The sequence below is a fragment of the Pseudomonas orientalis genome (assembly GCF_001439815.1).
Lineage (GTDB): Bacteria > Pseudomonadota > Gammaproteobacteria > Pseudomonadales > Pseudomonadaceae > Aquipseudomonas > Aquipseudomonas orientalis.
The window spans coordinates 634,499-660,420 of record NZ_JYLM01000002.1 but is presented as its reverse complement, the minus strand read 5'-3'; the positions used below and the strand labels follow the sequence as shown (position 1 = coordinate 660,420).

26 protein-coding genes and 2 pseudogenes are annotated in these 25,922 nt (G+C 60.2%); 13 read left to right on the top strand and 15 right to left on the bottom strand.

Going from position 1 to position 25,922, the window contains the following annotated elements; translation table 11 throughout:
* The first annotated feature begins 129 nt into the window (after positions 1–129).
* Positions 130–1,869: a hydrogenase maturation protein gene (locus tag TU82_RS07280; RefSeq protein WP_057722438.1), complete on the top strand. Its 1,740-nt coding sequence runs from the start codon at positions 130–132 to the stop codon at positions 1,867–1,869.
* Between the two features lie 51 nt (positions 1,870–1,920).
* Positions 1,921–2,538, top strand: a complete 618-nt coding sequence (locus tag TU82_RS07275) for a dTMP kinase (RefSeq protein ID WP_057722647.1) — start codon at positions 1,921–1,923, stop codon at positions 2,536–2,538.
* 34 nt (positions 2,539–2,572) lie between these two features.
* Here the strand turns inward: TU82_RS07275 and phzG are convergent, their stop codons facing one another.
* Genes phzG through TU82_RS07240 form a run of 7 tightly spaced genes read right to left on the bottom strand, consistent with a single transcriptional unit; the run spans position 2,573 to position 8,858 of the window.
* Entirely contained in the window at positions 2,573–3,241 is a 669-nt protein-coding gene (gene phzG, locus TU82_RS07270; protein WP_057722437.1) for a phenazine biosynthesis FMN-dependent oxidase PhzG, read from the bottom strand.
* On the bottom strand, positions 3,238–4,074 hold the full coding sequence (locus TU82_RS07265; protein ID WP_057722436.1) for a PhzF family phenazine biosynthesis protein: 837 nt from the start codon (positions 4,072–4,074) through the stop codon (positions 3,238–3,240). The genes phzG and TU82_RS07265 overlap by 4 nt, the downstream gene beginning before the upstream one ends.
* 3 nt (positions 4,075–4,077) lie before the next feature.
* Positions 4,078–5,967: an anthranilate synthase family protein gene (locus TU82_RS07260; RefSeq protein WP_420893018.1), complete on the bottom strand. Its 1,890-nt coding sequence runs from the start codon at positions 5,965–5,967 to the stop codon at positions 4,078–4,080.
* A gap of 20 nt (positions 5,968–5,987) precedes the next feature.
* The gene (locus TU82_RS07255; protein ID WP_057722434.1) at positions 5,988–6,611 is read right to left on the bottom strand and encodes an isochorismatase family protein; all 624 of its coding nucleotides are present in this window, start codon (positions 6,609–6,611) and stop codon (positions 5,988–5,990) included.
* A gap of 15 nt (positions 6,612–6,626) precedes the next feature.
* Positions 6,627–7,829 carry a 3-deoxy-7-phosphoheptulonate synthase gene (locus tag TU82_RS07250; RefSeq protein ID WP_057722433.1) on the bottom strand — a complete coding sequence of 401 codons (1,203 nt, stop codon included), beginning with the start codon at positions 7,827–7,829 and terminating at the stop codon, positions 6,627–6,629.
* A gap of 23 nt (positions 7,830–7,852) precedes the next feature.
* Complete coding sequence (locus TU82_RS07245; RefSeq protein ID WP_057722432.1) at positions 7,853–8,341, bottom strand: PhzA/PhzB family protein; 489 nt, start codon at positions 8,339–8,341, stop codon at positions 7,853–7,855.
* Positions 8,342–8,366: 25 nt separating this feature from the next.
* The gene (locus TU82_RS07240) at positions 8,367–8,858 is read right to left on the bottom strand and encodes a PhzA/PhzB family protein (protein WP_057722431.1); all 492 of its coding nucleotides are present in this window, start codon (positions 8,856–8,858) and stop codon (positions 8,367–8,369) included.
* Between the two features lie 401 nt (positions 8,859–9,259).
* On the opposite strand from TU82_RS07240, the gene TU82_RS07235 reads away from it, so the two are divergent.
* Positions 9,260–9,985: an autoinducer binding domain-containing protein gene (locus tag TU82_RS07235; RefSeq protein WP_057722645.1), complete on the top strand. Its 726-nt coding sequence runs from the start codon at positions 9,260–9,262 to the stop codon at positions 9,983–9,985.
* Between the two features lie 46 nt (positions 9,986–10,031).
* Here the strand turns inward: TU82_RS07235 and TU82_RS07230 are convergent, their stop codons facing one another.
* Positions 10,032–10,622, bottom strand: coding sequence for an acyl-homoserine-lactone synthase (locus tag TU82_RS07230; RefSeq protein ID WP_057722430.1), 591 nt, complete (start codon positions 10,620–10,622; stop codon positions 10,032–10,034).
* A 206-nt stretch (positions 10,623–10,828) separates the two neighbouring features.
* On the opposite strand from TU82_RS07230, the gene TU82_RS07225 reads away from it, so the two are divergent.
* Entirely contained in the window at positions 10,829–11,128 is a 300-nt protein-coding gene (locus TU82_RS07225) for a hypothetical protein (RefSeq protein ID WP_057722429.1), read from the top strand.
* A 69-nt stretch (positions 11,129–11,197) separates the two neighbouring features.
* Here the strand turns inward: TU82_RS07225 and TU82_RS07220 are convergent, their stop codons facing one another.
* On the bottom strand, positions 11,198–11,779 hold the full coding sequence (locus TU82_RS07220; RefSeq protein ID WP_057722428.1) for a CGNR zinc finger domain-containing protein: 582 nt from the start codon (positions 11,777–11,779) through the stop codon (positions 11,198–11,200).
* Between the two features lie 96 nt (positions 11,780–11,875).
* On the opposite strand from TU82_RS07220, the gene TU82_RS07215 reads away from it, so the two are divergent.
* A complete protein-coding gene (locus TU82_RS07215; protein WP_173667469.1) occupies positions 11,876–12,814 on the top strand; it encodes an alpha/beta fold hydrolase in 939 nt (312 codons plus the stop codon).
* 27 nt (positions 12,815–12,841) lie between these two features.
* Here the strand turns inward: TU82_RS07215 and TU82_RS07210 are convergent, their stop codons facing one another.
* Positions 12,842–13,903 carry an SDR family oxidoreductase gene (locus TU82_RS07210; RefSeq protein WP_057722427.1) on the bottom strand — a complete coding sequence of 354 codons (1,062 nt, stop codon included), beginning with the start codon at positions 13,901–13,903 and terminating at the stop codon, positions 12,842–12,844.
* Positions 13,904–14,067: 164 nt separating this feature from the next.
* Between TU82_RS07210 and TU82_RS07205 the strand changes: the two genes are divergently transcribed.
* The 3 genes and pseudogenes from TU82_RS07205 (at position 14,068) to fabF (ending at position 16,454) form a co-directional block, all read left to right on the top strand.
* Positions 14,068–14,688: a TetR/AcrR family transcriptional regulator gene (locus TU82_RS07205; protein ID WP_057722426.1), complete on the top strand. Its 621-nt coding sequence runs from the start codon at positions 14,068–14,070 to the stop codon at positions 14,686–14,688.
* A 229-nt stretch (positions 14,689–14,917) separates the two neighbouring features.
* Positions 14,918–15,157 (top strand): annotated as a pseudogene (locus TU82_RS07200) (hypothetical protein); the annotation flags it as partial.
* A 10-nt stretch (positions 15,158–15,167) separates the two neighbouring features.
* A complete protein-coding gene (gene fabF / locus TU82_RS07195; RefSeq protein ID WP_057722424.1) occupies positions 15,168–16,454 on the top strand; it encodes a beta-ketoacyl-ACP synthase II in 1,287 nt (428 codons plus the stop codon).
* A 128-nt stretch (positions 16,455–16,582) separates the two neighbouring features.
* Here the strand turns inward: fabF and TU82_RS07190 are convergent, their stop codons facing one another.
* A complete protein-coding gene (locus TU82_RS07190; protein WP_057722641.1) occupies positions 16,583–17,482 on the bottom strand; it encodes a LysR family transcriptional regulator in 900 nt (299 codons plus the stop codon).
* Positions 17,483–17,594: 112 nt separating this feature from the next.
* Here TU82_RS07190 and TU82_RS07185 point away from each other — a divergent pair, with 112 nt between their 5' ends.
* The 5 genes and pseudogenes from TU82_RS07185 to dctA all read left to right on the top strand — a co-directional run bounded on the left by TU82_RS07185 (position 17,595) and on the right by dctA (position 22,428).
* On the top strand, positions 17,595–18,785 hold the full coding sequence (locus tag TU82_RS07185; RefSeq protein WP_057722423.1) for a CaiB/BaiF CoA transferase family protein: 1,191 nt from the start codon (positions 17,595–17,597) through the stop codon (positions 18,783–18,785).
* 16 nt (positions 18,786–18,801) lie between these two features.
* Positions 18,802–19,765 (top strand): annotated as a pseudogene (locus TU82_RS07180) (hydroxymethylglutaryl-CoA lyase).
* Positions 19,762–20,145 (top strand): VOC family protein, encoded by a 384-nt coding sequence (locus TU82_RS07175; RefSeq protein ID WP_057722422.1) that lies wholly within the window; start codon positions 19,762–19,764, stop codon positions 20,143–20,145. The pseudogene TU82_RS07180 and the gene TU82_RS07175 overlap by 4 nt, the downstream one beginning before the upstream one ends.
* On the top strand, positions 20,142–21,083 hold the full coding sequence (locus TU82_RS07170) for a D-2-hydroxyacid dehydrogenase (protein ID WP_057722421.1): 942 nt from the start codon (positions 20,142–20,144) through the stop codon (positions 21,081–21,083). Before TU82_RS07175 ends, TU82_RS07170 begins: the two co-directional genes overlap by 4 nt.
* 40 nt (positions 21,084–21,123) lie before the next feature.
* On the top strand, positions 21,124–22,428 hold the full coding sequence (dctA, locus tag TU82_RS07165; protein WP_057722420.1) for a C4-dicarboxylate transporter DctA: 1,305 nt from the start codon (positions 21,124–21,126) through the stop codon (positions 22,426–22,428).
* A gap of 113 nt (positions 22,429–22,541) precedes the next feature.
* Here dctA and TU82_RS07160 read toward each other — a convergent pair whose 3' ends face one another.
* Genes TU82_RS07160 through TU82_RS07145 form a run of 4 tightly spaced genes read right to left on the bottom strand, consistent with a single transcriptional unit; the run spans position 22,542 to position 25,906 of the window.
* On the bottom strand, positions 22,542–23,360 hold the full coding sequence (locus tag TU82_RS07160; protein ID WP_057722419.1) for an HpcH/HpaI aldolase/citrate lyase family protein: 819 nt from the start codon (positions 23,358–23,360) through the stop codon (positions 22,542–22,544).
* Complete coding sequence (locus TU82_RS07155; RefSeq protein ID WP_057722418.1) at positions 23,357–24,199, bottom strand: HTD2 family dehydratase; 843 nt, start codon at positions 24,197–24,199, stop codon at positions 23,357–23,359. The genes TU82_RS07160 and TU82_RS07155 overlap by 4 nt, the downstream gene beginning before the upstream one ends.
* A gap of 25 nt (positions 24,200–24,224) precedes the next feature.
* A complete protein-coding gene (locus TU82_RS07150; RefSeq protein ID WP_057722417.1) occupies positions 24,225–25,154 on the bottom strand; it encodes an electron transfer flavoprotein subunit alpha/FixB family protein in 930 nt (309 codons plus the stop codon).
* 2 nt (positions 25,155–25,156) lie between these two features.
* A complete protein-coding gene (locus TU82_RS07145) occupies positions 25,157–25,906 on the bottom strand; it encodes an electron transfer flavoprotein subunit beta/FixA family protein (protein WP_057722416.1) in 750 nt (249 codons plus the stop codon).
* Positions 25,907–25,922: the final 16 nt, after the last annotated feature.

Genomic DNA, 25,922 nt, shown 5'->3' with positions numbered 1-25,922 from the left:
AATAGAGCGCTCATCATTGATCCTGATCAGGTGTCCTTGTTCACCCGCCCTGTAACCTCGGGCCTCCATCGAAGACCAGGGACGGTTCAACGAGCCTCCCTGGTCGCACCTCTCAGGGAAGAGTCAGCCATGCGATCAGTCAAGATCCTTTTATTATCATCGGCCTTCAACGGTTTGACCCAGCGGGCCTGGCTGGAGTTGCGCCAGGCGGGTCATGACCCCAGTGTCGTGGTGTTTACGGATGAGGCCTCGGTGTGCCGGCAGGTCGAGGACTCGGGCGCGGACCTGGTGATCTGCCCATTTCTGAAGGACCGCGTGCCACAGCAACTGTGGAGCCACCCGCTGCGCCCGGTGGTGATCATCCATCCGGGCATTGTCGGCGACCGTGGCGCCAGTGCGCTGGACTGGGCCATCACCCGGCAGGTCGGGCGCTGGGGCGTCACGGCGCTGCAGGCGGTCGAGGAAATGGATGCCGGGCCGATCTGGTCGACCTGTGAGTTCGACATGCCCGCCGATGTGCGCAAATCCGAGTTGTACAACGGCCCGGTAAGTGACGCCGCGATGGAGTGCATCCGCGACGTGGTGGAAAAATTCGCCAAGGGCTTCGTTCCGGTCCCCCTCGACTACACGCACGCCAGCGTTATAGGGCGTTTGCAGCCGAACATGACCCAGGCTGACCGCACCTTCAGTTGGTTCGATTGCGCAGCCTTCATCAAGCGCAGCATCGACGCCGCCGATGGCCAGCCCGGTGTGCTGGCAAGCCTCAAGGGCGGGCAGTATTACCTGTACGACGCGCACCTGGATCCACGCCAGGGCACGCCCGGAGAAATCCTTGCAGTACAGGACGACGCCGTGCTGGTGGCTACCGGGGATCACAGCCTGTGGATCGGCTCGCTCAAGCGCAAGGCCCAGCCAGGGGAGGAGACCTTCAAGCGGCCGGCGCGGCATGTCCTGGCCGAGGACCTGGCCGGCGTTCCGGTGCTCGATAGTTCCATCGCCCACCAGGCGTTCAATCCCCAGGCCTATCAACCGATTCGCTACCGGGAGTTCGGTCATGTCGGCGAACTCACGTTTGAGTTCTACAACGGCGCCATGAGCACTGAACAATGCCAGCGGCTGGTGGCTGCGTTGCGCTGGGCCAAGGAGCGAGACACCCAGGTGCTGTTGATCAAGGGCGGTCGCGGCAGCTTTTCCAACGGCGTTCACCTGAACGTCATCCAGGCTGCCAAGGTGCCGGGGCTGGAAGCCTGGGCCAACATTCAAGCCATCGACGATGTCTGCCGGGAGCTGCTGACGGCCAGGCAACTGGTGATCAGTGGGTTGACCGGCAGTGCGGGCGCGGGAGGGGTCATGCTCGCGCTGGCCGCCGATATTGTTTTGGCACGCGAAGGCGTCGTGCTGAACCCTCATTACAAAAGCATGGGATTGTATGGCTCCGAATACTGGACCTACAGCCTGCCACGGGCCGTCGGCGCTGAAGTCGCGCACAGGCTCAGCGAAGAGTGCCTGCCCGTCAGTGCCCTTCAGGCCCGGCAATACGGCATGGTCCAGGACATCGGACCGCGTTGCCCGCACGCATTCGGCCTATGGCTTTTGCAACAGGCCAGCGACGCACTGACCGATGAGCGATACCTGCACGCACGCACACGTAAAGCCACGCTGGATATCGAACAGGTTGAACGCTGCCGTGAACAGGAGCTGGCACAGATGCAGTTGGACATGGTGCAAGACCGCCAGCAGTTTGCGCAAAAGTGCCGCCACTTCGTACTCAAGCGCAAAACCTGCCAGACGCCGCAGCGTCTGATCGCGGCCTGGGCGTTGAGGTTCGAGACGCCGTTGCCGGAGAGCCCGCAAGGGATGGCTGGATAAGCCAGTTGCGATGCTATGCTTGATGTTTCGGAACAGGATGGCGAGAGAGTGATGAGTCGCCCACTGTTCGTTTCACTGGACGGGCCCAAGGGCACCGGCAAGACCACGCTGCTGGAGAGCGTGACGGCAGCGCTGAGGGCCGATCATAAGAAGGTGATCCGGCTTTGTGAGAAAAACAGCGATCCCCACCGGGGTGAAACCATGGCGCTGGTCAACCAACTGGTCCGACATCCCAACCCGGCACTGGAGTGGGCGGTGTGTGAGCGGTTCGCGGATAGCCGCAGCTGGATTTCCCGGCACGTACTGACCAGGCAGCCAGCCGACAGCATCATCCTGATTGACCGCTGGTACCCGTCTGACGCAGCCTTTCGCCGGCTGATTCCGTTTGCGCAGATTCTGCAACTGAACATCGACCGGCACGTGCAAGTGCCGGATCTGCATGTCGGGGTCGTCACCGACGCGCAGACCTCATGGACGAGGGCAGCGGCACGCCGGCGGGGGCTGAACAGTACGGTGCTGCACACCCTGGAAGAACATGCTGCCTGCACCCATGCGTTCGAACGCGCGATTGCCGATCAGGGTTGGGTTTTATGCCGCAATGAAGGGTCGATCGAGGAAGCGACGAGGCGGGTAGTTTCCGAGATAAATAATGTGTTGGGTGGGCGCTAGTCCGGCGCCCACCCAGTGGCTGGGTCGAATCGACTCAGGGTTGCAAACGCCGCGCCCTCCAGCCTGCCTCGCTACGGTCGTACCGCAGCCGCTCATGCAAGCGTTCGCGCCCATTGCCCCAGAACTCCAGGGAATCAAGTCGCAACTCGAACACGCAATACCCCGCAGGACGCGGCAGCGGGCCTGGCACGTCGGCCAGTTGCCTGGCGGCGTTGCGCATGGCCTGCACATCCTGTAGCTCTTCACTCTGGTGAGACACCGATGACATCGGGTGCGTGGCATAGGGCCGCTTGAGCCACGCCTCGTCAGCCTTGGCGTCCGGCAAGCGCACGGCCTGGCCATTGAGGATGATCTGCTGGCTGGTTTCGCGCCAATACAACACACCCGAAGCCCACGGGTTGTGGATCAGTTCACGGCCTTTCTGGCTGCCGGCGTGGGTGCTGAACAACACGCCGGTGTCACTGATCTCGCTGATGACCACGATCCGCGTGGAGGGCCGGCTCTGGCTGTCGGCAGTGGCCAACGCCAGTGCCCTGGGCTCGCGGATGCCGACGCGGCGCGCACGTTCGAGCCAATTGTGCAGCACGCTCATGGGGTCGGCGGGCAGTGTCTGGTATTCGGGAAACGGTGCATCCAGGGTGCCGGTGAGCGATTCCGACAGGCCTTTGCCCAGCAGCGGATTGCCTTGCAGTGAGCTGTTCATAGCACGATGCTCCCCCGCCCGAACGTGACGCCATTGCCTGATACCTCGACCCGCGTCAGTTGCTCGGCGCGCCCCTCGGCTTTGGCGAACATCAGTGAAGGGCGGCCGATTTCCACGCCCTGTAAAATCTCCACGGGCTGGCCGAACGCTATCTGGCCATGGCGCGCCAGATGAATCGCCAATGGCCCGGCCGCGGAGCCGGTGGCCGCATCTTCGACAACGCCGTAGGCCGGTGAAAACATCCGGCTGCGCCAATGCCGTCCGGCGCCGGCAAAGCAGTTGATCGCCATGTCGTGGAAGCTGGCCAGCGCCCGGTGGTCGGGGTGCAGGGCCGACAAGGCTTCAATGCTCGGCAGGCCGACAAACACATGGCGCGGCCCATTGTGATAGATCTCGATGGGAAAGGTCGAAGCGCCGATGCCCAGGGCCTCAAGCAGTTCAGCGTCGCGGCCCAGGGCCGTCCAGGTCGGAATGGGCTGGTCCATGCTGGCGGCGATGACACTGCCGTTCTGGCGCTCGAGTTCAAAGGCGATGGTGCCCATGCGGGTTTCCAGGTACAGCCGGTGGTTGTCGGTATGCGCGCCCAGGGCGATGGCCGTCCCCAGCAACGGATGCCCGGCGAAGGGCAGCTCGTTGACCGGTGTGAAGATCCGGATCAGCGCATCCCCACCGTTGCGCGGCTTGAGCACAAAGGTGGTTTCCGAAAGGTTCATTTCCCGGGCGATGCGCTGCATTTGCGCAGGCGGCAAGTCATCGGCGTCAAAGAACACCGCGACCGGATTGCCTTCCAGCGGGACGCTGGCAAAGGCGTCGATGATGACGTAGTTATGCATGGTTTATCTCCCGGCGGCCGAAACGCTGCTGTCGACAATGGTGTGGATGAGGGCGTGCCGCAGCAGGTCGGCGATGATGCGCGGGCCTTCCTGGGTCAGCAGCGACTCGGCATGAAACTGCATGGAGGCAAACGCCGGCCCACGTAGCGCATGAACCTCGCCGGTCTCGCTGTCGCGGCTGATCTCGACGCTGCCGATGCCGTCGATGTCCAGGCGGTCACTGGCACTGCGCGCCGCGAAGGTGTTGTAGAAACCCACCCGTTCGGCGTTACCGAACAGGTCGATCTGTTTTTGCACGCCCTGGTTGGGAATGGCCTTGCGTTGCAACTCCAGGCCCAGGCACAGGCTCAACACCTGATGGCTCAGGCACACCGCGAGAAACGGTCGCTGCTGGCTGAGCAGGGAACGGATGGCCACGTGCAGATGCTCGATTTTCGGCAGTTGCACATCGCTCGGGTTGCCAGGGCCGGGGCCCATGATCACCAGGTCGTAACCGTCGAAACTGTACTCGTCACTGAAGCTGCGCACCGTCACCACCAGTCCCAGCGCCCGCAGCTGCTTGGCGATCATCGAGGTGAACGTGTCTTCGGCGTCGACGATCAGCACCTGGCGGCCGCTGAAGTCGGCCTGGGTCTGTTGCCGTTGCTGGCTGTTCATCAACCAGAAATCCGAAACGTAGGCATTGCGGCTGGCCAATGCCGCGCGCACCTGCAGGTGGTCGCCGAAGCGCGAGGCCGTCTGGTTTTTCAGCGCGGCGATCAGGCCCGCCGCCTTGGCCCGGCTTTCGGCGGCTTCGGTCATGGGTTCGGAGTGGCGCACGATGGTCGAACCGACGCTGATCCGTACCTGCCCGCTGTCATTGATGTCGGCGGTGCGAATCAGGATCGCCGAGTCCAGAGAGCGTCCGCCTTTGCCGTCGCTGCCGATCAGCGCGGCCATGCCGCTGTAGTACGCGCGGCCTTGCGGCTCATAGCGCCGGATCACGCGGCAGGCGCTTTCCAGCGGGCTGCCGGTGACCGTCGGGGCGAACAGGGTTTCGTGGAGGATGTCGCGCACATCGCGACGGGTCTTGCCTTCGATGAAGTACTCGGTGTGCGCCAGGTGCGTCATTTCCTTCAGGTAAGGACCGAGGACGTGCCCGCCGTCTTCGCAAATACGCGCCATCATTTTCAGCTCTTCGTCGACCACCATGTACAGCTCATCGGCTTCCTTGCGGTCGGCCAGGAAGTCCATCACCTCTGTCAGGCTGGGGCCGGCGGGCGGGTAGCGGTAAGTGCCGCTGATGGGATTCATCACCGCCAGCCCATCCTTGACGCTGATGTGGCGCTCGGGAGATGCGCCGACGAAAGTGCGGCTGCCGGTGTGAATGATGAAGGTCCAATAGACGCCTTTCTCGCGCTCCAGCAGATGCCGAAAGAACGACAGCGCACTGGCCGGACCGTACTCGCTGATCTCCGCCATAAAGGTGCGCTTGATCACGAAATTGGCGCCTTCTCCGGAGCCGATTTCGTTGGCGATCACCTGGCTGACGATCTCGGCATAGCGGGCGTCGCTGAGGTCGAAGCGTTCATTGTTCAACTGGATCGGCACGTTGGGCAGCAACCCCAGCAATTGCTCGATGCCAATGGATTGCTGCTCGGTAATCGTCATCGCCAGCAGCGGCGACTGATCGTCCACCGCCTCGAAGCCGCGTTCGGCGATCTGGCGATAGGGAATCAGCGTCAGTACATCCAGGCGCGGGGCGCCGATCGAGGGGGCGGGCAGGTCGATATCGGCCAGGACCTGTGGCTCCGTCATTTCGCCGATCAGCACATTCAGCAGCCCGGGGCCGCTGGATTCGGGGCGGTACAACAGGGCAAACGGTTCGGGCGTCGGTTGCAGGATGCGTTCCATGAGGCGGGCAGCGGCTTGACTCATAGCATCACCTCATCGGCGGTGATGACCATGGCGCAACGGCTGGCGGCGTATTCCATGGCCATCCAGTGATGCTCCTTGCTGAAGTCGGCGATAGCGTCGACAACGAGAAAGGGTTGGATATCGTTGGAGTACGCATCCACGCTGGAAATCAATACACCGACGTGTGCATACACCCCGCACAGGATCAACTGATCGCGCCCGCTGGCGTGCATGCGTTGCAGCAAGTCGGAGTTGAAGAACGCGCTGTAGCGCCATTTGGTCAGCAGCCAGTCACCGGGCCTTGGGGTGAGTGCGTCGACCACCTCGCGGTCGGCCGGACTGGCCTTCATGCCCGGGCCCCAGAAATCCTTGAGCAGCCCGCGTTGTTCCTCGTTCATGCTGCCCGGCTGGGCGGTATAGGCCACGGGCACGCCGTTGTCGGCCGCCCATTGGCGAACGCGGGCGGCATTGCCCACGACTTCCTCACGCAAGGCCTCCGGCAAGGGCCGCAGGAAGTAGCGCTGCATGTCGTGCACCAACAGCACGGCGCGCTGGGGTTCAATGCGCCATTGCGCGAGGTTGGCGGGCAGGTCGCGGGAGGTGGGCAGGGCGTAAGGGACGATCGATGGAATGCCGGTCATGGCGACGAACTCCAGTCAAAGGGATGCAAAAGAGGGAGGAGGGCAGGCCTGCCAGGCCATCACCGCAGCAATGGCTTGCCCCGGGTTCAGGCGCGGGTCGCACAGGCTTTTATAGTGGCTGGCCACCTGGCTCAGGCCGGCGGCATCGGAGGCGCACTCGCTGACATCATCCGGGGTGGTTTCCAGATGCAGGCCGGCGGCCACGCCACCGGCCGCGATCACGGCCTGTTTGAAGGCGCTGATTTCCTCGGTGATGGTCTGCACCATGCGGGTCTTGTTGCCGCAGGGCGCGACGATGGTGTTGCCGTGCATCGGGTCGCTGAGCCAGATGACCTTGTGCCCGGCACGGCGCACCGCTTCCACCAGCGGTGGCAGGCGCTCGGCAACCTTGTGGGCGCCCATACGGGCAATCAGGGTCAGCCGGCCGGGTTCGCGCCTGGGGTCCAGGCGCTCGCACAGGCTCAGTAACTGGTCCTGAGTGATATCCGGGCCGACCTTGCAGGCCACCGGGTTGAGCACTTCGCTGAGCAGCGCGACGTGAGCGCCCGTCAACTGGCGGGTGCGTTCGCCAATCCACGGCCAGTGGGTGGAACCCAGAAAAATCCGGCCCTGCTCGTCCTGGCGCACTTGCGGCAGTTCGTAGTCGAGCACCAGCATCTCGTGACTGGTCCAGGCCGGGGAGCCGGTGAGCTGCATTTCGCCGGACGGCTCCGTCCATCCCAGGTGCCCCATGATGTCCTGGGCGGCGCGATAGCCGCGTACCAGGCGTTGCGCATCGTGCTGACGATGGCCGCTGACGGCCTCGCGACCGTTGACCATGTCGCCGCGGTACACCGGCAACTCCACATCGCCGATGCGCTCGCTGTGGTTGGAGCGCGGCTTGGCAAATTGCCCAGCAATCCGACCCACCCGCACCACCGGTTGCTGGGTCACCAGCCGGAACGCGCCGGCCAGGATGTCCAGCAGCGCAGCTTTGCGGGTGACATGGTCGCAGGCGCTTTCATCCATGTCCTCGGCGCAGTCACCGCACTGGATGACCATCGCTTCGCCCGCCGCGACCCTGGCCAGGGTCGCGCGCAGAATCAGGATGTCTTCGACGCGAACCAGTGACGCGCTGTCCCTGAGGTAGGCCTGCGCATCATGCAATTGCGAGGGTTCGCTCCATTGAGGCTGCTGCAACGCTTCACACTTAAGAACCCGTTTCAGTAAGTCTTCCATGATGCGATCACTCTCCCAAAGGATCAGGCGGGAATGCCTTCACGCTGGATGTGCGGCACGGGAATACCCAGGGCGCGCAATTGTTGAAAAACATTCATGAACTCGCGATTGCGTTTTACTTTGCCGTCTTGCAGTTCGAATGAGTGCAGGAAGTGGTTCTCGTAATAACCTTCCGGGTAACCTGGAAAGAGAATCTTGCCGTGGCCATCACACTCGACCCAGATATGGTTGGGGTCATCGGTTTCAAATACCTTGACGTTGTACCATTCCCAATCCGGAAAGCACTTGAGTGACCAGACAGCATGTTCGGCCAGTTTGCTTTTTCCATTGATTACAATCGGTGCACCGGTGTCCGTGGTCCATAATCCGCCTGAGCCGTCCTCGGTAAAAAGTTCATGCCGGCGCAGACGATCCTGGCCTTTGGTACGCATGTATTGTTCAACCGTGGCGCGGTTCCTGCGACGTAGTTCGGTATCGTCAGTGATGGGTTGGTGCACGGTGCTATCAGGCATGTTCAATCTCCAATGGATAAAGGACTTATGAGGCGGGGATACCTTCGCGCTTGATCGTTGGCACCGGGATGCCCAAGGCGCGAAGTTGTGCAAAAGGGTTCATGAATTCACGGTTTTGCGTGATCTTGCCGTTGTCCAGTTCAAACGAGTGGATGTAATGATTTTCGCAGTAACCTTCAGGGTAACCAGGCACTCGAGTGATGCCGCGGCCGTCACTTTCCACCCAGAAGTGATTGGGGTTATCGGTTTCAAACACCCGCACGTTGTGCCACTGCCAGTCTGGAAAGCACTTGTGCAGCCACACGCCGAGCGCGGCCAGTTTGGTGTGACCTTTGAATACAAGGGGTTCACCGGTTTCGGTATTCCAGGAACCGCCACTGCCATCCGGGGTGAACAGCTCATGCCTGCGCAGGCGGTCTTCGCCGTTGGTGCGCATGTACTGATCAACCGTGGCCCGGTTTTTCCGGCGAAGTTCAAGCGAGTCATTAAAGCCGCCAGGTGAAAGCGAAGCAGACATGGGCGCTGTTCTCCTTAATTTATTAAGTTTCTTGAAAATCAATTAAATAATTAGTTAGTTGCGCACAACAAAATTGAACGATCTTTAACAGTTGCGCCTTCGGGGCTGTTTTGTGCGGTGTTGTTTATACACCCGCATTTCCGGGACTTGAAACTACCAGATCTTGTAGTGGCTCAGCAGGAGTGGGGCGCATTGCAAGCGGTCGGATGGAGTGTTGCATTATTATGAAGGGCGGACTCCTTCATCGCCTGAGAAGTAGTGGCTTAAGGCTAGTTGCCTGGGTTAGACATAAAAAATCTTTCGCTAGTGCGAAGCAGTCTAGGGCGGATGGTCTTGTGTGTTGACAGGCGTTCAGTTTGGTTTAGTCTCTCGACTTCCTTGGAGCGTTATAGGTGTTCAAAATGGAATTAGGACAGCTGTTGGGATGGGATGCTTATTTTTACAGTATCTTTGCACAGACCATGAACATGGAGGAGTTCACGGTTGTAGCATTGAGGGCTTTGCGCGAACTGCGTTTTGATTTCTTTGCCTATGGCATGTGCAGCGTGACGCCATTCATGCGGCCCAAGACCTATATGTACGGCAATTATCCCGAGAGCTGGATACAGCGCTATCAAGCCGCTAACTACGCGAAAATCGACCCTACGGTGAAACACAGCAAGGTCTCGTCGGCGCCCATTTTGTGGAGCAACGAGTTGTTCCGGGACTGTCCGGACCTGTGGTCTGAAGCCAACGACTCATATCTGTGCCATGGCCTGGCCCAGCCTTCGTTCAACAGCCAAGGGCGCGTCGGCGTGTTGAGCCTGGCTCGCAAGGACAACGCCATCAGCCTTCAGGAATTCGAAGCATTGAAGCCCGTGACCAAAGCGTTTGCGGCGGCGGCCCTGGAGAAAATCTGCGCATTGGAGACGGATGTGCGTGTATTCAACACCGATGTGGCGTTCAGTGAGCGCGAATGTGACGTGCTGCGCTGGACCGCGGACGGCAAGACCTCGGAGGAAATTGGCGTGATCATGGGCGTGTGCGCCGACACCGTGAACTACCACCATCGCAACATCCAGCGCAAGATCGGCGCCAGCAACCGTGTGCAGGCGGTGTCCTACGCCGTCGCGCTGGGCTATATCTGAAGTTTTGCGGTATGCCGAGTCGACCGCAAGGACAACTCGGTCGTTATCAAGCGCTCTGCTTCATTAACGCCTCGGACGTAAAGGCTGAAGGCAGGCGGGCACCACGGTGGTGTTCACGGTGAGCCGAGAGCTTGATGGCGAGGATTTTTTCGTCCTGGTGCGTGATGACCGGCCCCAGGCGTTCGTAGTTGACCCCGTTGATCTTGTAATAGCGTTCCATCGTACTGTTGACGATGCCGACGATGGCATCGGCGCCTGCCAGCCTGGCGGTCTGGAGCGTTTTCCAGAACAAGGGCATGGCCAATTGCGGCTCGCGGGTGGTGAAACGTGTCATTTCCCAGATGGCCGAATGCTTGGGCGGTGTGCCTGCGCAGGTATGGCTGAAGACACCCTCCAGCAAATTGGGAAATATCGTAGGTATCAGACGGGCGCAGCCCACTATCGAGCGGTGTTCGTTGAACGCCAGCAGATAGCGGGAGTATTCGGTGTCGTATTGATCCCATTCATAACCGGCCTGATCCGGCGGTATAGGCAATCGCCATCCCAGTTTCTCGACGAATTGTTCATGCCGAAAGCGGCCCAGCATGAGTTTAAGCTCGTCGCTCATTGCGCTCAGCGTATGCTCTTCCATGTGCATGGCAGGGTGTTCCTTGGGGCGGGGAAAGTGCGGGTTTTTATAGAGGACTTGTGGGGGCTTAGCGACTACAAGATCTTGTAGGGGGGCGTGGGCGTTGGCCAGGTGTGCAAAACCTGCTCTGCTATCAAGACGAGCTGCAGACACTTGGAACGACCCACTATGCCCGCAAGTCTACCTTTCTCTACTCATGGTTAAGGTACAGCGCAATGGATAAGACAATCACCGTCGATAAACTGGCTACCACCGACCTTGGATCAATCAACGAAATATGGCTCGGCGGGACGCACACCCAACTGTGCCTGTGGCGCGGCGAACAGGTCTTCACCCACGAAATGATGAGCGAAGGCACCCACGATCAGAATGTCCGACGCCTGTGTCTGCAGTTGGTCAGCCCTGACGATCAAGCTGGCGTCGCCGGCGTTGAGGCAATTGTGCGCGAGCGGCTGAAAGAAATGGGCAAGGAGGGCGAGTTTTATCCGGCTGAGGAAGCGGACACTCATCAATAAGAAAAGGAGTGCGACCGTCCGTTCTTGGGGCGTGCACCGCTCTCGCCGGATACGGGCGGCCGGGAAAGATCAAGGTTTATTCCTGGAACGAAACGCCGCCACCTTCATCCGGTTGCCGCAGGTCGCCATGCTGCACCAGCGGCGGCGGTGTGATTTGCTCAGGTCATGGAACAACAGCACGCAGTCGTGTGCCTCGCACTGCCGGACGAATTCAAACTTATCGTTGGTGACCAAGCCCACCAGCGTCTCGGCCACCGGCCCAAGCAGGCTTTCCGGGCTGCAGTCCCGAGGATGAGTGGCAACTCGAAATGCCTTCTTCTCCTGCACCCATTCCAGCCTGCTCACCGGGCGCCCCGCTTCAAGCACCTGGTTGATCACCGCAAGATCGACGGGAACGCCTGTCATTGCGGCATTCACCACCGCCCTTGAACTCGCGCGAAGCGTGCAAGCGAGTGCCAGCAGCCCGCTCGGAGCCTGCAGCTCAACGTGTTCGGGCAACAGCCCCGCTCGGGTCAGCCAGTTCATTACGCTGTCATCATCGACGAAGCAGTCATGGCGCTGATCACCCACCCCGTACTCGGAGTTGATGAAGTCGAGGGCAAGGTTGTCAGCCAGAAAAAGGGCGCCTGAGGCAGTGCTGTTCGGATTCATGGGGCAACCTGTAACCAATAAAATATGTTTGACAGGTTACCAAATATGAGAATAACCTTCAAACACCAACTTTAACGGTTACACAGGAAGCCACATATGACTACGTCCAACGCCTCCATGGCCGCCGCCGGGCTCGCCGCCTCCTTGCTGATGAGCGGCGCTGTCCATGCCGACAACACAGTGCATTACCGCTATGAGCAGGTCGGTGACGTAAAGGTGTTCTACCGCGAGGCCGGCGACCCCGGCGCGCCGACCGTGTTGCTGCTGCACGGCTTCGCCGGTTCATCCTTCATGTTCCGCGAACTCATGCCCGAGCTTGCCGACCGCTACCACGTCATCGCGCCAGACCTGCCGGCATTTGGCTTCACCCAAGCTCCACCGCGCGGCGAATACGCCTATACCTTCAGCCAACTGGCCAAGACCATCGGCCAATTCACCGAACAGCTCAAACTCGATAAATACGCGCTGATGGTTCACGACTACGGCGCCCCCGTGGGCTGGCGCATGGCCGGTGCTCATCCGGAGCGGGTGACCGCGATCATTTCCCAAAACGGCAATGCGTACGAAGAAGGCCTGGGCGAAGGATGGGCCCCCATCAAACGCTACTGGCACGCCCCGACCCAACAAAACCGTGAGGCCCTGCGCGACTTCCCAACTCCCGCCTCGATCAAGTGGCAGTACCTGGAAGGCGTGGCCGACAAAAGCTCGATTTCACCCGATGGCTACACGCTGGAAGGGCTGCAGGTATCCCGGCCGGGCAATGCCGACATCCAGCTCGACCTGTTGCTGGACTACGCCTCGAACGTAGCGATGTACCCGGCCTTCCAGGCGTACTTCCGCCAGTACCAGCCACCGCTGCTCGCGGTCTGGGGAAAGAACGACCCATTCTTTCTGCCGGCCGGCGCCGAGGCGTGGAAGCGCGATATTCCCAAGGCGGATATTCGTTTTTATGACACCGGGCACTTTGCGCTGGAAACCCATGGAAAGGAGATCATTGCGGTTATACGGGCGTTCCTGGACAAGAACCTGCGGTGACCAACGCAAATGCCTTTCTGGAGCGACCTAAGGTATCAAGCGTCTCTCGCGTAGTTGGTCGAACACCTCGAAAAACGCTTGATCGCTCGCCTGGTATGCGGTGAAGCCCATGGCACGGCTCTTCGACATATCCGTGACCACTTCGATGGGGCGACCCAGGTCTGCATCGGTATGCCATGGGGATATCAGGCGGCTGATATCGGATTCTTTCAGGCCTCGTTCCGCGACTATTTGCGTCCATACGGCCTGGTCGTCAGCCATCTGCTGCTCAAGGGGGGAGGGTGACGCGGGATAATCGGCAGCGGACACGTCGAAGTAGTCGGCGATGCGGCCCCACATCCATTTCCAGCGAAACACATCGCCGTTAGTGACGTTGAATGCCTGGTTGGCCGCAGCCGGCGTGGTGGCCGCCCACAATTGTTGTTTGGCCAACTGCCGGGCATCCGTCATATCCGTGAGGCTGTCCCACTGCACCCTTGAACCGGGAAATACAAAGGGACGATTGGTGTGTTTGCAAATCGAGGCATAGACGGCGAGGGTAGTGGCCATGTTCATCGCGTTGCCCACGGCAACCCCGGTGACGGTATGCGGGCGATGAACGCTCCAGGTGAAGCCGTCCTGTTCAGCTGCGGCGAAGAGTTCGTCTTCCTGGGCGTAGTAGAAGTTTTCGATATCCAGGCGAGGCTGGTCTTCGCGAAACGGGGTGTGCGGGAGGCTGCCTTTACCATAGGCTTCGAATGGGCCGAGGTAGTGCTTCAGGCCAGTCACCAACGCTACGTGCTCGACGCTTTTGGCTGGCCGGATGGCGGTTAGCACGTTGCGAACCATGGCGGCATTGACGCGAATATTCTCGGCTTCCGTGGCTTGCCGTGACCAAGTGGTAATGAACACGTGAGTAGGTTTCAGATTTGCCAACGCCTGTTCCAGCGAAGCAGGGTCCTGAAGGTCTGCCGCGAGAGGGATGACGCCTGGTGCCTGCGACGGGTGCCTGGACAGCGCGGCGACCTGCCAGTTGTTGTCGATGAGTAACTGAGTGATGGCGCTGCCGACGATGCCGCTGGCGCCCACAACCAAAGCTGTATGGGTCATAGGTTTCTCCTGGATTCAGGTTTGGGAGTCCGTCCAGGTGACGGAGGTTCAACTGAATCTGATCCGTATGCGCGTCCCTTGATGTGATTTGACAAACTTTCGTGACCCTTTAGAAATTGGGTCACTAAATTGTCAATCTCGACGTGGGTGCGTAAGCTACAGCCATGAACCAACCCTCTATTTCCTCGCGCGGCGTTCGCGGCCCAGCCGATCATGACATTCGCGATCAGATTGTCGCTGCCGCCAATGCGCATTTCAGCCAGTATGGCTACAGTAAAACCACGGTCTCCGACCTGGCTAAAGCTATTGGTTTTTCCAAGGCCTACATCTACAAGTTCTTTGATTCCAAGCAAGCGATCGGCGAAGCTATCTGCGCCAACTGCCTGGCTGAGATTGTTGCGGCTGCCGAGCAGGCAATCGACGCCGAGGGCATTTCGTCGACAGAGCGCTTTCGACGCCTGGTCAAAACGTTGATTTCCACGGGTGTAAGCCTGTTCTTCAATGATCGAAAACTCTACGATATCGCGGCGTTTGCGGCATCGGAGAGCTGGCCGAGTTCGCAGGTATACGACGCCCGGATCAAGCGCTTCGTGCTGCGAATCGTGCGTGAAGGGCGGGAAAGCGGCGAATTTGAACGCAAGACACCACTGGATGAAACGGTGGACTCCATACATTTTGCATTGCGGCCTTTCGTCAACCCTTTGCTGCTTCAATATAATCTCGACTTCGTTGAGACTGCCCCGACCCTCACGTCAAACCTGATATTGCGTAGCCTCATGCCATGACGCCTGGCTGTGCCAGCCTTGCAATCCTTACGTGAAAGTCAAAATAGCGCATCTCTGGCCTCGCGTTCAGCAAATATTCTGTCCGGATAGTGACCATTGACATAATGAGTCACTTGAATAAGCATAGCGTGTCAGCCAAAAAGGGGCGCTTACAGAACCCCTCCTGCTGATTCCTTTCGGTGTTGAACGAAGAGCGCTAATAATGAAAAGACCCTTCTCAAAACGAACAAGAAGGGCTGGACCGGTATTGTTGACCGCAATGGCGGCCATCCTGGCGTTCATCCCGCTGACCCATTCCGTCTTCTGGGGGACGTTGGCCTACACACTCATCGGAGGCACGTTGGTTGAGACCATCATGACGCTGGTGTTCCTGCCGGCGATGTACGCCATCTGGTTCAAGATCCGCCCTGAGCCTGAAAGCAGCACTCAGGCAGCGAAACCCACCCAAGCACTTTCGACTGATAAATGAAGAGGGGTCAATGAATAATCTCAACGGTCAAAAGCGAATCGTAGTCACGGGCGTCGGCATTGTCGGGCCGCTGGGGTGCGGCGTTGAGGAGGTCTGGAAGCGTTTGTTGGCGGGGCGTTCCGGCATCCGCCAGTTACCGGTCGAGGTGACCGAGGGCACCGGTGTTGCAGTCGGCGGTCAGGTGCCGTCTCTGGAGGAAGACCCCATCGCGGGGTATGACCCGGAGCGCGTCATTTCGGCCAAGGACCGCAAGAAGATGGATCGCTTCATCGAGTTTGCCCTTGTGGCGGCGCACGAAGCGCTTGAGCAGGCCGGCTGGCACCCGACCGAGGAGGCTGACCAGGAAAGGACCGCGACGATCATTGCATCTGGCGTGGGCGGGTTTGGTGTGATTGCCGATGCTGTGCGGACCACCGACACACGTGGCCCGCGCCGATTGTCGCCATTCACCGCGCCGTCTTTTCTGGCCAACATGGCGGCGGGGCACGTCTCCATCCGGCACGGTTTCAAGGGCCCGCTCGGCGCCCCGGTAACGGCCTGTGCCGCCGGCGTACAGGCCATCGGCGATGCGGCCAGGCTCATCAGAAGTGGCGAAGCGGACATCGCCCTGTGCGGCGGTACCGAAGCGGCGATCGACCGTGTGACCCTAGGGTGTTTTGCCGCGGCCCGTGCGCTGTCCACCGGTTTTGCCGAACACCCGCAGCAGGCTTCACGGCCTTTTGATCGGGAGCGCGACGGCTTCGTGATGTCCGAAGGCGCGGGGTTGCTGGTGATCGAGTCACTGGAACATGCCTTGGCGCGTGGCGCCAAGCCACTGGCTGAACTGGTGGGTTATGGCACCAGTGCCGATGCCTACCACCTTACGGCGGGCCCGGAAGATGGCAGCGGCGCACGGCGTGCCATGGAACAGGCACTGCGTCAGGCTGCTGTCAGTCCTGGCGACGTACAGCATATCAATGCACACGCGACTTCCACGCAAGTCGGAGACAAGGGCGAGCTGGCCGCCATTCGCTCGGTGTTCGGGAAGGGTTCCGGCGTGGCAATCAGCTCGACCAAGTCTGCCACCGGGCATCTGCTGGGCGCGGCAGGAGGGATTGAAGCGATCTTTACCGTGTTGGCGCTTCGCGACCAGATCGCACCTCCCACGTTGAACCTGGATCATGCCGACGAAGCGGCTGATGGGCTTGACCTGGTCAGCCTCAAGTCCCGGGAGATGCCGATCATGAATGCACTCTCAAACGGGTTCGGTTTTGGTGGCGTTAATGCGAGTGTGTTGTTTCGTCGCTGGGAGTCTTAGTTTGCAGCGTGATGCCGAGCGGCGCTTGGGAGGGGTTATCCATCGGTAGCCCCTTATTCAAGGAATAGCCGTGAACACCGAGGGCATCGGCCTTTGAGAGAGTGGCGATTTCGGTCAAGCCCTGTTTCCTATTCCAAACTCCCTAGATAGTTATATAAATTCATTGCTTGCGGTGACAGACGTGAGGCGTCAGCCACGCCGACATACAACGTACGCGTCGCCCAGGCCCCCTCCAGCGGTATCGCTCGTAGCTTCGATTCAAGCAGTTCGGGATGGACCGACCCGAGCGGCAGAATGCCAATGCCCAATCCAGCCTCGATCATGCGGCAGATGCCGTCAAAGCTGCTGACCTGAATCCGTACTTTCAGCAGCCTACCAGTGCTGGCAGCGGCGTCGTTGATGCGACGCAGCAGTGAGCTGCCCTGGTTCAAAGCCACGTAATCAAAATCCAGCGTGTCAGCCAGACTCACGGCGGCTCGCTGCGCCAACTCGTGGGCTTGGGGTACCAGCACCACGAGGCGGTCGCGTCGATAGGGCTGCATTTGCAGCCCGGGCGCAGGCGCATTGTCGGCAAAGATTCCAATCTCGGCCCGGCCGCTTTCCACCGCGTGGATGGTGCTGTCGCTGAGCGCTTCCGCAAGCTCGATACGTACGTGGGGGTTGGCCGCCAGAAATATCGCCAGGTCATGCGGCAGGAATTGGATCACTGCCGAGGTATTCGCAAATAACCGCACATGGCCGCGGACACCATTGGCGTAGTCGGCGGCGTCGTGGGCCATTTGCTGTGCGACGTCGAGGATGGCCCGCGCATGTTCTGCCAGGCCGCGCCCAGCGGGAGTGAGCTGCAGTCCTCGGGCCACGCGGGTGAACAAGGTGCAATGGGTCACTCTTTCAAGTTCAGCTAACCGCTTGCTCGCTGCGGAAACAGTCATGTGTGCACTGTTTGCGGCCTGGGTCAGATTTTCCGTCTTGGCGGTCAATACCAGCAGGCGTAGCGACACCAGATCGAGCTGCAACAGATTGAACATATCCACCTCTGTGTTTCCAGTTCGGAAAGAGTAGTGGAAATCTTTGAAATTCTCACGCCGCGCGTTTGAGTGGATTATCCGGTCATCGCCTCCAACAAGCATGGAAAACGTCATGAGCCTACCGCTAGAAGGTATCAAGGTGGTCGAAATGGGCCAACTGATTGCTGGGCCCTTCGCCGCCAAGATTCTCGCCGAGTTCGGTGCCGAAGTTATCAAGATCGAACCGCCGGTCACCGGCGACCCCCTGCGCAAATGGCGCTTGCTGCACAACGGTACCTCAGTCTGGTGGGCGGCCCAGTCGCGCAACAAGCAATCGGTCACCCTCGATCTTCGTCAGGCCCAAGCCCGGGAAGTGGTCAAGCGGCTGGTCAAGGACGCCGACATCCTGATCGAGAACTTCCGTCCTGGAACACTGGAAAAATGGGGGCTGGGCTGGGATGAACTGTTCGCTATCAACCCTGGCCTGGTGATGCTGCGGGTGTCCGGCTACGGCCAGACCGGGCCTTATCGCGACTCGCCAGGCTTCGGCGTTATCGCAGAAGCCATGGGCGGTTTGCGTCATTTATCCGGCGAGCCAGGGCGCACACCGGTGCGGGTGGGGGTGTCGATAGGCGACTCGTTGTCCGCACTCCATGGTGTGATCGGCGTGCTGCTTGCACTACGCCATCGCGAACAAAATCAAGGTGTCGGCCAGCAGGTGGATGTAGCTTTGTATGAGTCGGTTTTCAACATGATGGAAAGCCTGATTCCCGAGTATTCGGTGTTTGGCACGGTGCGCGAGCCGGCTGGTAGCAGCCTTCCGGGGATTGCGCCGACCAATGCCTACCGTTGCAAGGATGGAAAGTACGCATTGATCGCGGGCAACGGCGACAGCATCTACCGCCGCCTGATGGAAAAGATCGACCGCCCGGACTTGGCCGAGGACCCGGAACTGGCGCAGAACGATGGTCGCGTGCGCCATGTGGCGCGCATTGATGCGGCAATTTCCACGTGGACGGCCGAGCGGAACCTTGATGATGTGCTCGCCGCGCTGAAGGTCGCCAACATCCCCTCCGGCAAGATCTATGACGCCGCCGACATCGCCGGCGACGCCCATTACCAGGCACGCGACATGCTACTCGCCAGCCAGTTGGACGACGGCACTGCCGTCACCTTGCCCGGCATCGTTCCCAAGTTGACGGCCACACCCGGCCGAGTGCGTTCGCGCGCGCCGAGTCTTGGGCAACACACCGATGCGGTGCTTGAGAGCATCGGTATCGATGCGCCGACCCGTACAGCCTGGCGCGCTCGCGGCCTCATCTGAAACCAGGAGTACCTCAATGAAGCGCTTATATCTGCAGGAAGTCGCGACCCGTGACGGCTTCCAGAACGAAAAGACCTTTATCGACACCGAAAAGAAAATCGCCTTGATCGATGCGCTGAGCCAGTGCGGCTACGCCAAGATCGAAGTGACTTCCTTCACTTCGCCCAAGGCCATTCCCGCGTTGCGCGACGCCGAGGCCGTGATGGCTGCGATTGAGCGGCATAAAGATGTGGAGTACACGGTGCTGGTGCCCAACATTCGGGGGGCAGAAAGAGCGCTGGGGTGTGGAATCGACGAAGCCAACCTGGTGATGTCGGTGAGCGAACCGCATAACCGCTCCAACCTGCGCATGACGCGTGAACAGTCGTTCGCCCAGCTCAGAGATGTGGTGGGGGTAATTGGGCGCGGGCCGGTGGCGGTCAACGTGTCGCTGTCCACGGTATTTGGCTGCCCGATGCAGGGCGACGTGCCGGCCGACGATGTATTGGGTTGGGTCGGGCGTTTCGCCGAATTGGGCGTGCGTGGCGTCACCCTGTGTGACACCACCGGTATGGCCTATCCCTCGCAAGTGGAGGCGTTGTCGCGCCAGGTGCGAGCGCTTTCCTGAGTTGCAACTGACTTTGCATTTTCATAACACGCGTGGCATGGCCCTGGCCAATACCCTGGCGGCGCTGCAGGCCGGCATCGACCGCTTTGATGCCTCCCTGGGCGGCTTGGGCGGTTGCCCGTATGCACCGGGTGCCAGCGGTAATGTGTGCATGGAGGACCTGGTGCACATGCTGGACCTGATGGGCTACGACACCGGCATGAACCTGGACCGCCTACTGGCGGCGTCCGCCCAGTTGCCCGGACTGATTGGTCACGACATTCCCAGCCAGATCCTCAAAGCCGGCAAGCGCCTGGACCTGCATCCCATCCCCGATCACGTACACAGCCTGAGCAAGCAAGTGGCCAACGCTGAACTGGAGCGCACCCCATGATTGATCATCTAGACCACCTGGTTCTTACCACCATCGACGTAGCGGCCTGCAAAGACTTTTACATTCGCGTCATGGGCATGCACCTGGAGAGCTTTGGCAACGGCCGACTCGCGTTCCGCTTCGGCAACCAGAAAATCAATGTGCATGAGCGTGGGCGAGAGTTCGAGCCCAAGGCCCATCTGCCGGTGCCCGGTGCGCTGGACCTGTGTTTTATCACCAGCACCTCGCTGGAGGAAGTGATCGCCCATCTGCAGGCCCAGGCCTGGCCGATCATCGAAGGCCCTGTGCCGCGTACAGGCGCCACTGGGCCGATTCGTTCGGTGTATGTGCGCGACCCGGACCTGAACCTCATCGAAATTTCTGAACAGGTGCCCGTATGAATATCGTGTTTCTCGACGGTGCAAGCTTGCCGTCGCCATTGGCGCGCCCGGCCCAGGCCAGCGCGTGGACCGAACGAGAAAAAACCACTCCCGGCCAGGTTGTGCAGGCGTTGGCCGAAGCCGATGTGGCCATTACCAACAAGGTACGCATCGACCGAGCTACCCTGGGGCAACTGCCACGCTTGAAGCTCATCTGTGTGGCTGCGACTGGTTACGACTGCATTGATATTGCCGCTTGCCGTGATCAAGGCGTGACGGTGTGCAACGTGCCGGCGTACAGCGCGGTCAGTGTGGCCGAAGCGGTGATCGGTTCGCTGTTTGCGCTACGTCGTCACCTCATGGCGTATCGTGCGGCGTCGACCACGTTGTGGCCACAGTCATCTCACTTCTGCGTGCATGCGGCGCCGGTCCAAGACCTGCAAGGCTCGACCCTGGGTATCATCGGCCGAGGTGATATCGGCAGCCGCGTGGCGCGCCTGGCCAAGGCCTTGGACATCACCGTGCTGTTTGCCGAACACCGTGGCGCGTCGCGGGTGAGGGAAGGCTACACGGCGTTCGACACGGTATTGGCCAAGGCCGATGCGCTGACCTTGCATTGTCCATTGACGCCGCAGACCCGTAATTTGATCGGTTCCGCCGAGATCGCACGGATGAAACCCGGTGCCTTGCTCATCAACACCGCACGCGGTGCACTGGTAGATGAAAACGCCGTGCTCGACGGGCTCGCCCGCGGCCGATTGGGCGGGGCTGCGCTGGACGTACTCCAGGTGGAACCGCCCCAATCCGACCATCCCTTGCTGCACTGCGAACATCCCAATTTGCTGGTTACGCCCCACGTCGCCTGGGCCAGCCAGAGCAGTGTCGAGCGGCTCAAAGCGGTGCTGGCAGCCAATATAGCGGCGTTCGCCGCCCATCAACCGATCAACGTGGTGACTTGAACCCTCAGCTCCCCCAATCACAACCCCATAAGGCAGAGCCATGACAAAAATAATCAGCTCGTCAGTCGAATCCGTGGATGAACCGCTTCCACGGCGCAAAGCGTTTTACCAGCACCTCTACGTACAAGTCCTCGCAGCGATCGTGCTGGGGGTGATCCTCGGTCACTTCAGCCCCGGTCTCGGTGAGCAGATGAAACCCTTGGGCGATACGTTCATCAAGCTGATCAAGATGCTGATCGCACCGATCATATTTTGCACGGTGGTCAGCGGTATCGCCGGCATGCAGGACCTTAAGCGCATCGGGCGTATCGGTTTCAAGTCGCTGATTTACTTTGAGGTGCTGACCACCATAGCCCTGGTGATCGGCTTGATCGGGGTGAACCTGCTCAAGCCAGGTGTCGGCATGCACATCGACCCGGCCAGCCTCGACGCTTCGGCTATCGCGGGCTACACCAAGGCCGCCCATGATCAAAGCGTGGTCGGGTTTCTCACGCACATTGTGCCGACCACGGTGTTCGGCGCGTTTACCGAGGGCGATATCCTCCAAGTGCTATTCATCTCGGTGCTGTTCGCCTTCGGCCTGCAATTGTTGGGCGAGACTGGCAAGCCGCTGCTCAACACCATCGATCTGGTGGCCAAGGCGTTCTTTCGCATGCTCAGGATCGTCATGTACCTGGCTCCCCTGGGAGCCTTCGGCGGCATGGCTTTCACGGTGGGCAAGTACGGCGTGCAATCGCTCGGGGCCTATGTGAACCTGCTGGTGTGTTACTACCTTACCGCGCTGGTATTCGTATTCGTGGTGCTGAATCTGGTGGCGCGGCTGGCTGGTTTCAGCCTGTGGAAGTTCCTCAAGTACATCCGCGAAGAACTGGTACTGGTGCTCGGCACTTCCTCGTCGGAGTCGGCGTTACCGCGCCTGATGGGCAAGCTGGAGAAGCTCGGCTGCGAAAAGTCCACTGTCGGCCTCGTAGTACCTTCCGGCTACTGCTTCAATCTTGACGGCAGCTGCATCAACATGACGGTGCTGGCGATCTTCATTGCCCAGGCCCTGGACATCGACGTGTCTCTTTATCATCAAGTAACGCTGTTATTGATCCTGTTGCTGACGTCCAAGGGCGCCGCGAGTGTGACCGGAGGCGCGTTCATCACCCTGGCGGCAACCCTCGGTTCGATTGATGTGATACCGGCGGCAGGCCTGGTACTGGTGCTAGGCGTCTACCGGTTCATCTCCGAAGGCGGTGCGCTGATCAATGTGATCGGCAACGGTGTCGCCACGCTGTTTATTGCCCGCTGGGAGGGTGTTCTGGACCGTGAGCAACTCAGCCGTGAACTAGGTTCGGTTTAACGCAGAGACACTTTGTTGTTGGCCTCCACGCCTGGCTGATGCACGGGAGGCTCTGCGTTTTTTTCTGTGATTGATTCAGTGGCTGGCGGTATGGGATGAGCGTTGCTGTTGAGTCAGATCGCGCCGCGCGCCAGGATGGCCTGGGCTCGGGCTATGACAGGCGCATCGACCATTTGGCCATCGAGCACGAATACACCTTCCCCCGAACGGGCGGCGTCCATGACGCGTTGTGCCCAGTGCAGCTCCTCCAGAGCGGGTTTCAGCGCTTGGTGGATAATCGCCACTTGGCTCGGGTGGATACATAAAGCGCCACCAAACCCCATGTCGCGGGCAAACTGAACGGTGCTGTGCAGGCCGACGGTGTCCTGAATGGACGCAAACACGCCATCCAGCGCCGGAGCGAGGCCGGCCACCCGGGTCGCGAGCAGTACTGCATAGCGAGCGTGACTCAGGATTTGTTGGGCGGCATGGCTGCCGGTGGTCAAGTTCAGGTCCAGGCCCAGATCAAGGCTTCCGAACGACAAGCGTTCAATGCCCTGGCTCTGGGCGATCACCTGGAGTTCGACCAGACCCTTGGCGCTTTCGATGATGGGCCAGATCGGCTTGCGAGTATTGGCCGCCCTGAGGACGTGTTCCGCGCTTTCTGCTTTGGGCAGCAAAACGCCGCTCACGGCGGCGTGTCGTCGACAAAGCTCCAGATCTGCCTCGTGGGCCCAGTGATCCGGGGCATTCACGCGTACCAGGATCGGGGCGTTCGGATTGTCACTCAAGAAGCGCTCCAGGTTATCCCTCGCCTGTTCCTTGAGATTTTCCTGCACGGCATCCTCCAGATCGACAATGACCCGGTCCGCACCGGTTGCGATGGCTTTGGGTATGCGCTCTGGACGAGTGGCAGGCACAAACAGGGCAGAGCGAACGATCGACGTATTCATGGCGCTTCTCCCGCGCTGAACTCGACTTCGCCGATCTGCGCTGTACCGTCCTGATTACCTGCCCAGAGCTGTGCCTTGCCGTTGTCGGTCAGACGTCCGCCGACCTCGAAAGGCTGAGGTGAAATCAAAGGTCGGACGCCACGAAAGGTGAAGCGCTTCAAGCGTACGTTCGGGTGCGCTTGGGTAAAGGCACGCAAATTCAGGGTGGCAATCAAAGGGCCATGCACGACCAACCCCGGATAACCTTCGGTCTCTGTGACATATGGCCAGTCATAGTGAATTCGATGGCCATTGAACGTGACGGCAGAGTAGCGGAACAGCAGGGTAGCTGAGGGCTCGACCCGTGCCTGCCATTGGCCTTCAGGAAGTGCTTCGGTGCCGCTTAGTTTGGGAGCAGTGGGCTCCCGATAGACGATGTCCTGTTCGTCCTGGAGGGCGCGCTTACCGTCCTGGAAATAGTCATGGCGTACCGTGACAAACAACAAGGAACCCGTGCGACCGTGTTTCTCTTCGACATTGAGAATGGTTGATACACAGGTCACCTCAGCCTCCACCTTCAGCGGCTGATAAAACTCCAGCCGACTACCTGCCCACATGCGGTTGCGGTTGTGGGCGGGCGGAAGGAATCCCCCGAGCGCCGGATGACCGTCCGGGCCCAGCTCGTCGGCGGTAACCGGGTCCTGGAAAAATGCCCAATGCCACAAGGGGGGAAGCGGTTCACCAGGCTGCGGTGTCACTTCGCTCAACGTCGCGGCGATTCGTTTCACCAGGTTGAAACTGATCCGGTCCTGGCTTTCCTGACGACGTCCAATCCAGGCTGAAAAATCGGTACTGTTCATATTTATCGCTCCCGTCGGTCGGTGATCAGGCCAGGGCGGCCATTTCCGGAATCGCTTCAAACAAGTCCGCCACCAGGCCGTAATCGGCCACTTGGAAGATCGGCGCTTCTTCATCCTTGTTGATCGCAACGATCACCTTGGAATCTTTCATCCCGGCCAAATGCTGGATCGCACCGGAAATGCCGACGGCAATGTACAGCTGTGGCGCAACGATCTTGCCGGTCTGGCCGACCTGCATGTCGTTGGGTACGAAGCCTGCGTCGACCGCCGCGCGGGAAGCGCCGACCGCTGCGCCCAGCTTGTCGGCCAGGGCGTACAGGTGCTTGAAGTTGTCGCCGTTCTGCATACCACGCCCGCCGGAAACGACGATCTTGGCAGCGGTCAGCTCCGGGCGATCCGACTTGGCCAGCTCTTCGCCGACAAAGCTGGATGTACCGGCGTCGTGGGCGGCAGCGACGGCCTCAACGGTAGCCGAACCCCCTTCGGCGGCCACCGGGTCGAAACCGGTGGCGCGTACGGTGATGACCTTGACCGCAGCGTTCGACTGCACGGTGGCAATGGCGTTACCGGCGTAGATCGGGCGCTTGAAGGTGTCAGCGCTTTCGACCGAGATGATCTCGGAGATCTGGTCAACGTCCAGCTGCGCGGCGACGCGTGGCAGGATGTTTTTGCCGTTGGAAGTGGCGGCAGCCAGGATGTGGCTGTAGCTCTTGCCCAACTCTGCAACCAGCGGCGCAACGTTTTCCGGCAGTTGGTGCGCGTAAGCGGCGTTGTCAGCGTTGAGCACTTTGCTCACGCCGGCGATTTTCGCGGCGGCTTCAGCGACCGGGCCAGCGCCCTGACCTGCAACCAGCACGTGGATGTCGCCACCGATTTTAGCGGCAGCGGCCACGGTGTTCAGGGTGGCCGGGGCCAGCACCTTGTTGTCGTGTTCGGCGATTACGAGGATAGTCATGTTCAGATCACCTTCGCTTCGTTTTTCAGTTTCTCGACCAGTTCAGCCACCGACTTGACCTTGATGCCCGCGCTGCGTGCAGCCGGTGCTTCAACCTTGACGGTCTTGTTGGTGGAGGCGGTGGAAACGCCCAAAGCATCCGGAGTCAGCACTTCAAGCGGCTTCTTCTTGGCTTTCATGATGTTCGGCAGGGACGCATAGCGCGGCTCGTTCAAACGCAGGTCGGTGGTGACGATGGCCGGCAGTTTCAGGGAAACCGTCTGCGCGCCGCCGTCGATTTCACGGGTGACCGCAACGCTGTCGCCGCTCACTTCGACTTTGGAAGCGAAGGTGCCCTGGCCGTAACCGGTCAGTGCAGCCAGCATCTGGCCAGTCTGGTTGTTGTCGCTGTCGATGGCTTGTTTGCCAAGGATCACCAGCTGCGGCTGTTCCTTGTCGACAACGGCCTTGAGCAGCTTGGCCACGGCCAGGGAGGTCAGCTCTTCGGCGGACTCGACCAGGATGGCGCGGTCGGCACCCAGTGCCAGGGCGGTACGCAGCTGCTCTTGAGCAGTGGCAGGACCGATGGAAACCACGACGATTTCAGTCGAAACGCCTTTCTCTTTCAGGCGTACGGCTTCTTCCACGGCGATTTCGCAGAAGGGGTTCATCGACATCTTGACGTTAGCAAGGTCGACGCCGGAATTGTCCGCCTTGACGCGAACTTTCACGTTGTAATCGACAACGCGTTTGATCGCTACCAGTATCTTCATGGGCCGGTGTTCTCTC